The organism is Frankia sp. AiPa1 (assembly GCF_023243075.1).
In the GTDB taxonomy this organism is placed as follows: domain Bacteria; phylum Actinomycetota; class Actinomycetes; order Frankiales; family Frankiaceae; genus Frankia.
Map to the genome: position 1 here is coordinate 13,374 of NZ_JALKFZ020000161.1, position 11,561 is coordinate 24,934.

7 protein-coding genes and 1 pseudogene are annotated in these 11,561 nt (G+C 70.8%); 2 read left to right on the forward strand and 6 right to left on the reverse strand.

The window, feature by feature from the left end; translation table 11 throughout:
• Positions 1 to 110 precede the first annotated feature (110 nt).
• The 4 genes from MXD95_RS18420 to MXD95_RS18435 all read right to left on the reverse strand — a co-directional run bounded on the left by MXD95_RS18420 (position 111) and on the right by MXD95_RS18435 (position 6,794).
• Positions 111 to 2,390, reverse strand: a complete 2,280-nt coding sequence (locus tag MXD95_RS18420; protein ID WP_250641901.1) for a family 2 encapsulin nanocompartment cargo protein terpene cyclase — start codon at positions 2,388 to 2,390, stop codon at positions 111 to 113.
• A gap of 103 nt (positions 2,391 to 2,493) precedes the next feature.
• Positions 2,494 to 3,912: a family 2B encapsulin nanocompartment shell protein gene (locus MXD95_RS18425; RefSeq protein ID WP_250641902.1), complete on the reverse strand. Its 1,419-nt coding sequence runs from the start codon at positions 3,910 to 3,912 to the stop codon at positions 2,494 to 2,496.
• Between the two features lie 1,502 nt (positions 3,913 to 5,414).
• A complete protein-coding gene (gene idi, locus MXD95_RS18430; RefSeq protein ID WP_250641903.1) occupies positions 5,415 to 5,999 on the reverse strand; it encodes an isopentenyl-diphosphate Delta-isomerase in 585 nt (194 codons plus the stop codon).
• 330 nt (positions 6,000 to 6,329) lie between these two features.
• Positions 6,330 to 6,794, reverse strand: a complete 465-nt coding sequence (locus MXD95_RS18435) for a hemerythrin domain-containing protein (RefSeq protein WP_250641904.1) — start codon at positions 6,792 to 6,794, stop codon at positions 6,330 to 6,332.
• 982 nt (positions 6,795 to 7,776) lie between these two features.
• On the opposite strand from MXD95_RS18435, the gene MXD95_RS18440 reads away from it, so the two are divergent.
• On the forward strand, positions 7,777 to 9,303 hold the full coding sequence (locus MXD95_RS18440; RefSeq protein WP_250641905.1) for a serine hydrolase domain-containing protein: 1,527 nt from the start codon (positions 7,777 to 7,779) through the stop codon (positions 9,301 to 9,303).
• Between the two features lie 262 nt (positions 9,304 to 9,565).
• Complete coding sequence (locus MXD95_RS18445; protein WP_250641906.1) at positions 9,566 to 9,712, forward strand: YuzB family protein; 147 nt, start codon at positions 9,566 to 9,568, stop codon at positions 9,710 to 9,712.
• A gap of 79 nt (positions 9,713 to 9,791) precedes the next feature.
• On the opposite strand, the gene MXD95_RS18450 is transcribed toward MXD95_RS18445, so the two are convergent.
• Positions 9,792 to 10,352, reverse strand: a complete 561-nt coding sequence (locus MXD95_RS18450) for a hypothetical protein (RefSeq protein ID WP_250641907.1) — start codon at positions 10,350 to 10,352, stop codon at positions 9,792 to 9,794.
• Between the two features lie 409 nt (positions 10,353 to 10,761).
• A pseudogene (locus MXD95_RS18455) lies at positions 10,762 to 11,529 on the reverse strand (response regulator); the annotation flags it as partial.
• Positions 11,530 to 11,561 lie beyond the last annotated feature (32 nt).

The following is an 11,561-nucleotide window of genomic DNA, read 5'->3' on the forward strand; positions in this document are numbered from 1 at the left end:
GTCCGTTTGTACCTGGGTAATCCGGACATGGCACGGGTGTCCGCACGCGGGGTAGCGACCACGACCGGGCAATGGGGGAGGGAAATGAGGGGTGACGCCCGCGGGCGACGTCAGTGGGCGACGAGACCGCGGACGTCGGTCGTTGCGGTGCCCAGACCCGTCGGTGCGCCGAAGGGCCGCCGGCCCGCGGCCGGGTGGTAGCGCAGCTCGGCCTCCTCATACCGGTGGGTCCCTTGGTGCCAGCGCAGGATCCCGGCGAGCCAGTGCTCCAGCTCGAGCACGTAGCCGTGCAGCGCGGCCCGGGTGTCCTCGTCGAGCTCCAGCTGGTCGTACAGCGCTGGCAGCTCCTCGGCGACGATGTGCTGGAACTGGCCGATGCGGGCGGTCATCAGGTCACCCACGATCTCGACGGCACGTTCCCGCCCGCAGTCGAGGAAGTTCTCCACGACCAGCACGCCGTTGTGCACCTCGCCCTCGAACTGGATCTCCTTCTGGTAGGAGAACACGTCGTTGAGCAGGCAGGCGTAGTCGGCGGCGGAGTTCTCCAGCGAACGCATCGGCCGGGCCTGGAAGACCGCGTCCGGTACGGCATGTGCGCGGGCGAGCCGGCACAGGCTCATCGTGAGGTCCGAGCCGAAGGTCGCCCGGCGCATCTCGACGTAGTCGACCGGGTCGGGGATGCGGTTGGTGACCTGGTTGGCAAGCTCCCACAGCCAGCTGTCGACCATCGTCTCGACCGCGCGGCGGAACGTGGCCCGGGCGCCCGGCTCCATCGGGCCGGCGGTGCGCGCCCACAGGTCGGCAAGACCCCGCTCGAGGGCGTTCACCGGGACGTCGGTGGGTGGTCCGTCCAGGGGCATGAACGCGCGCAGTCGCTCGTTGGACAGCTTTGCGCCGGCGAGATCCCCGGTGCGGCCGAAGACCACCGGATAGAGATCGTCGCCGTACGTTCCCCAGGTCAGCCAGCCGGTGGTGAGGTCCAACTCGGCGGCGGACGCGTCCGGATGGATGCCCGCCGAGCACAGCGCGAAGTCGAAGGCAATCAGCTTGTGCTCGTCCCAGATGCCGGGGACCGGGTCGAGCATGCCCATCGAGTCCGCCCACCGCACGATGGCGCGCCTGGCGGTGTCCAGGCTCGGGCTCTGTCCGGTGCTGAACGGCATGGCGAACTCCGGCAGCCGGGTCGGGCCGACCACCCGGTACGGGATGTTCGCGTGGCGGCGCAGTCGCTGGGGCGTCGTCGCGAGCAGGGACGGGATGATCTGCGCCGCCGACGTGCCGAGGCTCGGCAGCCCGGGCAGCCCGGGCAGCCCGGGCAGGGCGGCGATGCCCAGTGGCAGCGCACCCGCCACGCCCGCCACGCCCGCCGCATCCGGCAGCGCGTCCGGGTTGGCCTCGCGGTTCATGTAGCGGCTGGACCGCAGGTGCCACTCATGCCCGCCGGACTGCCAGTCCTGCAGACCCTTGACGTAGGCCAGCGTCGCCGCCCGGCCGGCGGGGTCGATGCCGTGCTCGTCGAGAACGGCGGGTACCTCGACCAGTGCGGTGTGCTCGAACTGATGGAGCCGGGAGGTGAGCAGGTCGTTGACGGCGTCGGCGGCCTCCTGCGTCTCGAGGTCGAGGAAGCGTTCGACGACGAGCACGCCGTTGGACAGCTCGCCCTCGTCGAGGACCTCACGTTCGTAGGAGAACAGGTCGTTGCGCAGATGGACGGCGTCGGCGAAGGTGTCCCGCAGGACCCGCAGCGGCCGGGTGGCGGCGACCGCGGCGGGGACCTCGGCGTCCGCGGCGTGTTCGACCAGGTTCGCTGACCAGGGCGCCCCGCCGACCTTGCGGCGCATCTCGATGTACTCGATCGGGTTCGACAGCCGATCAGCGTTGATGTTGGCGAGCTCCCAGAGCGACTCGTCGAGCAGGGCGCGCGTGCTCTCGACGAAGCGCGCTCGCCAGTCGGCGGATCGGGCCGGGACCGTCCGCGTCCACAGGTCGGCGAGGCCACGCTCGACCGCATTCGTCGGCTCCTCGGTGATCGGGCCGTCGACGGGCATGAAGGCGGGCAGGCGGTCGAGGTAGGCGCGGGCGCCGGCCATGTCGTGGGTGCGCTTGAACAGCTCGAGGAAATGGTCGTCGAAGTAGAAGACCCACACGTACCAGTCGGTGATCAGATTCAGCCGCTCGGCCGTGACGTCGGGGTGGGTGTAAGCGCACAACAGGGCGTAGTCGTGGGCGTCGAGGTCCGCCGTGGTCCAGATCGCGGGCTCGCCCTCGGGCGGTTCGATCATCGCCATGGCCCGGGCCCATGTCCTGCTGTGTTCCCGGGCGATGTCCAGATATGGACTCAGGCGTGCCGGATAGGGCACGTAGAACTCGGGGAGGGAAAAAGGCTGCATGGCTCTCCGGGAAAACCCTTCTCTGCCTTCGGGGAACCGCCGGTCCGGTGCCGCCGCCGCGGTTGGTCCGTGCTATGTGTGGCGGCGGCACCGGCAGGTGGGATCAGCGTCCGATTTCGACGCTTTCGAGAACTCCGAGCGCGTCGGGAACGAGCACGGCGGCGGAGAAGTAGGTCGTCACGAGGTACGAGATGATCGCCTTGTCGCTGATGCCGGCGAAACGCACCGAGAGTCCCGGTTCGTACTCGTCGACAAGGCCGGTGTGGTGCAGGCCTATGACGCCCTGGTTCTCCTCACCGGTGCGCACCGCGATGATGGAACTGGTGCCCGTGGCGGAGATCGGAATCTTGTTCAGCGGCAGGATCGGAACGCCGCGCCACGCCGGCACGTGCTGATCGTGCAGGAGCACGGTCGCCGGATAGATGCCCCGGGCGGTGGCTTCCCGGCCGAAGGCGGCGATCGTGCGGGGGTGGGCGAACAGGAAGTGCGTGCTGCGCCGGCGGCTGAGCAGCTCGTCGAGGTCGTCCGGGGTCGGCGGGCCGGAGCGGGTGTGGATGCGCTGGCGCAGGTCGACGTTGTGCAGCAGGCCGAAGTCGCGGTTGTTGACCAGCTCGTGCTCCTGCCGTTCGCGCAGCGCCTCGACGGTGAGCCGCAGCTGCTGCTCGAGCTGGTTCTGCGGCTCGTTGTAGAGGTCGGCCACCCGGGTGTGGATGCGCAGGATGGTCTGGGCGACGCTGAGCTCGTACTCGCGGGGCGCGAGCTCGTAGTCGACGAACGTGCCCGGTAGATCCGGCTCGCCGCTGTGCCCGGCCGAGATCGCGATCGAGGCCTCGCCCTGCTTGTTGGTCTCCGGCTCCGGGCGGGACCGGTAGTCCGCCAGATGTTCGCCGAGTTCGGCGTCACGCTCGACGATCTCGTTGAACTCGTCGCGGGTGAGCACCAGCACGGTGGCGGCGGTCAGCGCGCGGGCGGTGAACTCCCAGCTCAGGTCGGACTGGGCGAGGACGGCGTCGCCGAAGAAACCGCCGTCGGCAATCACGCCGAGGGAGCGGTCGTCCCCGTACTCGCCGGGGGTGAGGCGCTCGATCTTGCCGTGGGCGACCAGGTACACCGCGTCGGCTGCCGCACCGGCCTCGACGATGACGTCCCCCGGCGCGAACTCCCGTTGCGTGAACCGGTCGGCGAGGGCGGCCAGCGCCCCACCGCCGTACCCGCGCAGCGCGGGCAGTTCCGCGAGCTCCCCGGGGATCACCCGAACCTCGGAGCCGACGGAGGTGAACGTGACGATCCCGTCGCCGAGCAGGTAGGTCAGCCGACGGTTGACCCGGTAGACGCCGCCGGCGGTCTGGATCCAGGGCAGAACCCGCAGCAGCCACCGGGAGGTGATCTCCTGCGCCTGCGGGACGGACTTCGTGGTTGTCGCAAGATTTCGTGCGGCCGCCGTGCTCAGGCTCAGTCGGAGATCCTCGCCGGGCGTGGCCGCGCCGCCCGCCGCGGGGTCGGTCGAAACGGGCTCGGTCATGGCGGACTCCACCTCTCTGTGGTTACTTCCAGGGACAGGCGTGGCGTATGGGTGGTGCAGGGACGGGGGACGCTTCCCGGGGCGGACGTGGCGGCCTGGACCGCACAGATTTTCGTTCCGTGTGGCGGAATGCCGAAAAATACCCCGGAGAAGGATGCTGATCGTCGTGGCTCCTATGGAGCCGGTGAGATCGCTTCTAGGTGTGGATCGGGTTGCGGATCAGCTGAGCGAATGCGGGCCCGGAAGGACTCCGCCCGCTCCGTTGCTCGCTAGCCGCACCATCGGCCGCTCCATACCAGTAAACCCCCGTGGCGTCACGTGGCAGGCAGTTTCTGCGCTGCTCATGATCTGGTTGGACGTGTTTCTCGCTGTGCAACGGCAGCTTCCCGCACGACCGGCGGGAACGGCAAGGCTTTTGGTGAACCAATCGAGGACTGGTCCCCGGATAGCCCCGCCGGGTCCCTGCTGATCTTTCTGTGTTACCGACTGTCAAGGCGGTGCGGTGGAGTAAGGAGGCGGGATCTCATCGGGCCGCCAGGATTTCCTGGGCCAATAAAGGAGTCGCCATTACTGGGCCGCGCGCATTTTCTGAATGCGGGGGCGATGCAGATCCCGGAGCGGGTGCAAGGGCGCTCGGCGGGTGGCGGCGCGCTGTGGCGACGGGTGCCACGGTGCCCGCATGGGTGCATGTCACTCCCGGGCCGCGCGTGCGGTGCGGCTGGTGTCGCGGGCCGCTCCACGCGCTGGGCGCACCACGGAGAGTGCTGGGTGTGCCATTGCCGGAATACCGCCGGCGGTCTGGGCGGGAGCGCACCACGCGGACGGCCGATGCCGGCCGATGCCTGCCGGTGTCGGGCGGCATCGGCCGGCACCTGACGGGTCCGCTGGCCGCGCAGACTCGTATGTCGGCTGGTGGGGCGGGTCGACGGGCCGGCGGCCAGGCCCGTCTGACGGCCAGGAGCCTGCTGCCAAGGCAGCTCGGTCCCGCGGACTGCGCCGGACTCGTCCACCCCCGCTGCCCCTGCGGCCGTGCGTCGCGGGTGCGGGACCAAGTGCTCGACCACAACAGGACTTTGTCCACTGGTGCATTCGCGCCGATGGCTATCAGGAACCTGGCGGGAATATCTATGTGTGGGTGCCACGGAGGGTGGGACGTGACCCGCCCGGATGGACCGGTCCGATAGCGATGGCCTGCGGGTTACCGTCCCATCCCGTGAGCCTGGAACGTCGCCTCATCCGGCGGCCTCAGGGTTAGCCGGATGGAGCGCGAGCGGCGCTGGCCGCTATTCGCGGAACGGTTCGCTGCCGGCGGTCCCTACGCGTTGAACGAGTCACCCTACGTAGTTTTCGTCCGCTGGACTGCCACCACTTATGACTACGAACTCCCCCGTAAGGTCTAGCTACTTGGCGCTAGCCACTGAGCCGACCGCCCGGTTGGTTGGTTGGTGCACCAGGGCCGCCGTTTCCGCAGGTGATCGTGTCCCGTCCGGCCTGCCCGCGGGTTAGTGGCCGGACCTGGCGGGAAGGGCCAGCGGGTGGGTGGCCTGCGCGAAGGCCGCCATCTGGTCGACCGACCAGGGGCTCAGCGCCCACGGGGTACGGACCGCGGTCTCGCGGTAGTCGACCCAGTCGACCCAGCGCCACTCGACCACCTCGGCCGGATCCGGATCCGGATCGCCCAGCGCACGGGCCACATAGACCGGGCAGACCTCGTTCTCGACCAGCCCGTCCGCCGCGACCGCCCGATAGGCGAAGTCGGGCAGCGCGCAGCGCATGTCCTCGAGTCCCAGGCGCAGTTCCTGTGCCACCCGCCGCTCGACGGCGTCCTCGACGCGCTCGCCCGGCCGGGGATGACCGCAGCAGCTGTTCGTCCACACCCCAGGCCACGTCCGCTTCTCCAGCGCGCGGCGGGTCACCAGCAGACGGTCGTCTCCGTCAAAGATGTAGGAGGAGAACGCCAGGTGCAGGGGTGTGTCATGGCCGTGGACGGCGAGCCGCGGTGCCGTCCCGCACGGCTGGCGGTCGGCGTCGAGCAGCACGACCTGATCGTCGACGTCCACCAGGGGCATTGATGCTTGCGGACTCACGCGTCTGGCCTCGCCTTCCCGAATCGGGTTGCAGGAGATTTCCTCGGATGTCACGCCGGGTGGGCGCCCCGGACCGCCAGGCTGGCCGGGGCGCGTCGAGTCCGGTGAAGGTTCCGCCGCCCGGCCGCGCCCTGGCGCGACACCCCCATCCTCCCGCTCCCGTGTGACGGCCGGACCCCGGGCCCACCCCACGTCTGGTCACATCGATGGCCGTCAGGGTGGGCCTCCCGGCTGGTCACATCGTGCGCCGAGCCCCAGCCGGTCGGCCGGGCCGGTCCGCCGGTGCGGCGGTCCGGGGTAACCCACAGGTGGGCCGGGAGGTCACGGTGTTCAGGAGACGATGAGGTTCCGGCCCTCGCGGAGCTCGGCGAGCAGCTCCCATTGGTCGCTGGTCAGGACCGTGAGCGCGGCCGGGAACAGGCCCTCCTGTTCCTTGACGATGTGCCGGCGCATGAGCGTCAGCATGTCGATGACCCGGGCCGGCCAGGCGGGATCGGTGTTCGCGGTGCCGTCAGTGGCTCCGGCCAGAACCGCCTCGATCCGTCGGTGTTCACCCGACAGAATGGCGATTTTCTCGGGAAACTCCACGGCCATCGGTGGGAAGAGACCGCGTTCCTCGACCTCGATGTGGGGCCCGAGAACCGTCGTGATCGCGATGCAGCATTCAACGAGCGCCTCGATATCACCGCACCGGTAGGCCGCGCGAGCAAGCGCGGTCAACTCGATGAGTTCGTCGTGCTCCCGGATCAGCTCCTCGATGGCCGGGGTGGCCAGGCACCAGCAGTAGTCAGACACAGTAGGGCCGTCCTCGGATCGAAGGGAGACCGGCGCGGATCTCCGACCGCCGGCCCTCCGAGTGCGCTGCCCTGCCGGGACGTCCCGGCGCCGTCAGTGGGCAACCGGGATGACGGGTGCCGTGACCTGCATGGTTGTGCGGGCATGCGGGCTCCAGCCCGGGCAGGCGCTGGTACGGGCGCGGGTATGGCCGAAGATCGAGCCGATCGGGCTCGGGCCGGGCGGCAGGGCGCCAGGCCGGGCGTCGGCGCCGATGCCGATGCCGATGGCACGGCGACCCAACGGCGACGGCGGCCGAGATCAGCAATGATCGAGGCTGGTCCGGCCGATGTGCGGAATTCACTCCGGGAAACCGCCGACGCCGTCATCACTCTCCTGCTCCGCCCAGGCGGCGCGCCGGATTGCGCCGCCGCAGCCATCATCCGGCGAGGCACCGCTGAACTATATGGACTTTTGTCCTCTTCGGGCGTTCCGAACGACTATGCCGGCCGGACCGGCCTCCCCGGACCGGACCCCGCCGGCCATCCCGCGTTTTTCCGAGGGCCGCTGGCGAACAACACTGGCGAACAACACTGGCGAACAACGTTGGCGAGCGACAGCGGTGATTACGCACAGGGCGCGAGACGACGCCCCGTCGATCGCGCTCGGGGCCTCCCCGGCCGCGTCCCGGCGACGCGCGAGGGCGCGGCCGACGGGCTCCCCCGGACGTGCCAGGACGGTCGGGCCGATCGCCGGGCGGGCTCCCCCCCGGACGTGCCAGGAGGGTCGGGCCGATCCCGCCGGGCGGGTTGCCCCGGCGGTGCCAGGCGCTGCAGCCGGTGCTGCCCGGCCTATGCTCCCAACTGCGCGGCCGACGCCGACCGCGGGGGCCCCGATTCGCCGTCGTGACCAGCCCACACGCGGTCGGCCCGGCCCCGGGGGCCCTGATCGGACTAGTACCTGGGCGCTGATTCGGACGCGCCGGCCCGGGTGGGGGATGTCGATGTCGCTGCCGTCGGAGTGCAAGCAGCCGGAGCGGGAACACCCAGAGACACTGCACGCCGGCACGCGACATCTGCTGTTGCGGCGGCTGGCGACCGAGCAGGCGGATGGTCGGGCTCCGTCGCTGGTCGCTGCGGTGGCGCGGGAGGGGCGGTCGGTCTGGGCGGCTGGCCGGGGCCGCGTCGTCGGTCCCCGCGCTGACAGTGCCCGCGCTGACAGTGCCCGCGCTGACAGTGCCCGCGCTGACAGTGCCCGCGCTGATGGTGCCCGTGCCGATGGTGCCCGTGGCAGTTCCGGAGAGAAGGTCGAAGGGGCCCGGCCGGGCCCCGACACCCAGTACCGGATCGGTTCGATCACCAAGACGTTCACCGCGGTGCTGGTGATGCGCCTGCGCGACGAGGGGCGGCTAGCCCTGGCCGACCCGCTCGACCGGCACCTGCCAGGCACCGCGGTCGGCGACCGGACGATCGCCGACCTGCTCTCCCACCTCGCCGGGATCACCGCGGAGACGCCGCCACCGTGGTGGGAGCGGGTGGCCGGCACCGAACATCCCGATCTGGCCGACGTGATCGGACCGGGTCCGCACCGGTTCCGTCCCGGCCGGCGCCACCATTACTCCAACGTCGGCTTCGCCGTCCTCGGTGCGCTCGTCGCCCACAAGCGCGCGACGAGCTGGGCCCAGGCGATGCGGGATGAGCTGCTGACACCGCTGGGCCTGACCCGCACCACGCTGCTGCCCGTGGCGCCGCACGCACAGGGCTACGCCGTCCATCCCCATGCCGACGTTCTGCTGCCGGAGCCGGCGCATGACGCCGGTGTGATGGCGCCGGCCGGCCAGCTCTGGTCGACGACCACGGATCTCGTGCGCTGGTCCGCCGTGCTCGGAGGTCACACCGATGCGGTGCTTTCGCTCGACACGGTGGCGGAGATGCGCGAACCGGCCGCCGTCGAGGGCGACAGCGGTCAGTGGCAGCTCGGCGCGGGACTGGGCCTGCAGCTGATCCGTCGGGACGGCGAGGTGTTCGTCGGACACGGCGGCTCGATGCCGGGATTTGTCGCCGCGCTGTGGGGCCGGCCCGTCGGTACCACAGCAGTGGCACTGGCGAACACGACGAGCGGCGTGGCGGCCGGGGACCTCGCACTTGATCTCGTTGACCTGCTCGACACCCTGCAGCCGCCGCTGCCGACCGAGTGGCTGCCGTCGGGCCCGGCCGGGCGGGAGGCCCTCGACCTGACCGGAGTCTGGTATTGGGGGCCGGCGCCGTACATGGTGTCGCTGCGTGCGGACGGCGGGCTGCTGCTGGCACCCCTGGGGCGGTTCGGGCGGCCCTCGCGGCTGCGGGCAGGGTCTGGCCGCGGCACCTGGACCGGCACGGACGGCTACTTCGCCGGAGAGACACTCACCCCCCGCCGGGATGCCGCCGGAGCGGTCACCCACCTCGAGCTTGCCTCGTTCGTGTTCACCCGGGCCCCCTACGCGCCACCCGGCCCGATTCCGGGCGGCCTCGACCCGCGTGGCTGGCGGTGATATCCCGATTCTGGTCGCGCTGCGCATCCCGCTCGGCCCGGCTCGCCCGGGACTGATCTGATCGGTTCGAATATCCGATCGCCCGCGCCGACCCCCACACGCGAGGGGTCGACGTGCAAGACTGGTCAGCGACAGCAATCCGGTGGCAGGTCTGCTGGTGTCGTCCGCGTCCCGCCGTCCACCACCGCGCCGCGGCCGCGGCGCCGGCACGGTGGTGGACGAGGCGCGGCCCGGACCCGCCCGTCGGGGAAGGAAGTAACCGGTGAAGAAGCGGCTGAACTGCCCGTGCGGTGAGTACATCGAGGGCGAGAACGAGGACGACCTCGTCGAGAAGACCCAGGCGCATCTCGCGGAGAATCACCCGGGTCACGAGTACTCCCGGGACCAGATTCTTTTCCTCGCCTACTGACGTCGTCGCCCGGCGTCACCGCAGGCCAGCGAGTTCCGGCGGCCGGCGCGAGCTGAGCCGCCCCGGCCGCCGAGACGGTTCAGCTCGCGCCGGGTACCGTCACGTTGCGCTCGCTGAAGCCGAACCCGTTCGACTTCGCCGTCTGCTCCAGGCCGGTGAAGGCCTGCTCGGCGCTGTTGACGTCAGCCTCGGTGGCGGTGCCGCCGCGAAGCCGGCTGGTCAGGGTGGAGAACGTGGTGCGGATCGACTGCGTCGCCCGACACAGGCTTGGATTGGCGAGCGCGAAGCCGTTCGCGACCTTGATCTCGTGGACGACGAAGACCCCGGCGATCGCCGCCTTGGCCATGCTGCGCTTGCGCTTGTCCGCGCCGGACTTGAAGCCGCCGTTCTTCAGCGGCTTGTAGATGTACCGGTGGAACGCGCCGAGCGCGAGACCGGAGTGCAACGCGAAGCGGGTCTTGGCGAACGCCTTGCTGTTCCCGTTCGTCGGGCACGCTCCGCTGTACTCACTGTCCGACGCGGCCGCCGTGACGGAGCTGCCGCTCGTCGAGGTCGAGGACGATTTCGGCCCACAGCCGACCAGCAGGACCAAGGCCAGCACCGCGGCCGTGGCAGCCGCCAGACATCGCGCTTTACGCACGCTCGTACCCTTCTGTCCTCGGCGGACGTGACCCCACCGGCGCACCGTCGCCAGGACGGCGCCCCGCCGAGCTGACGACCCAGGCCGGGGTTGGCCCCCGGCCTGGGTCGTACGCCGCGCGGCGCCATCGCGGGGCGGCGGCTGACAGCCGCCTGGCCGAGGCGTGCCGAAGCATACCGATGATCTACCCGTCCGGTCGGATCAGGTCCGAAATCCGACTACGCGCGGGCGGGCATCTGTCGTTGCCGGTGCGCCGCTGACCAGGTGGCGCCTACCGGCGGGGGTTTCTGCTCGGCCGGCCCAGTGCCGACCTGTCGCCGGACCTGCCGCGGCGGGCCACGCCGGCGGTCGCATCGCCGCCGGGCTGGAGTGAGCCCTGCGGGGCGCCGGCATCGCCCGGTCCGGGTGACGGCGGGTTGTCGGAGGGGCGGACCAGGCCGATCTCGTAGGCGAACACGACCGCCTGTACCCGGTCCCGCAGCTCCAGCTTGGCCAGGATCCGTCCGATGTGGGTTTTCACCGTGGCCTCGGACAGGACCAGCCGGGTCGCGATCTCGGCGTTCGACAGCCCGGCGGCGACCTCGTCCAGGACGTCCCGTTCCCGTTCCGTGAGCCGGTCCAGCCGGCGGTCGGTTGGCCGAGGTCGTCGCGCGCCGGGACCCGTACCGAGATCCGTACCGAGATCCGCTTCGGCTTCCGTGCCGGGGCCGGTACTGAGCCCGGACGACCGTACCGGATCGGTGCCTGGGGAAACCGCGCCGTGCGATGTCGCCGCCCCGGCGCCGCCCGGACCGGGAAGGTGGTGGGCGAAGGCGTCGAGCAGGCGGCGAGTGACGCTGGGCGCGACGACCGCGTCCCCGGTCGCGACCGCCCGGATCGCCGAGAGCAGATCGGCGGGGGGCACATCCTTGAGCAGGAACCCGCTGGCCCCGGCCCGCAACCCGGCGAAGGCGTACTCGTCCAGGTCGAACGTCGTGAGGATCAGCACCCGAGACGGGCTACCGGCGGCAACGATCGCGCTGGTCGCCTCGATGCCGTTCATTCTCGGCATCCGCACGTCCATCAGGACCACGTCCGGCCGCAGCCGGGCGGTCAGCTCGACCGCCTGCGCCCCGTCCGCGGCTTCGCCGACGACGCTGATGTCCGGCTGCGAGTCGAGCACCATCCGGAAGCCCATCCGCAGCAGCGGCTGATCGTCGACGAGGAGCA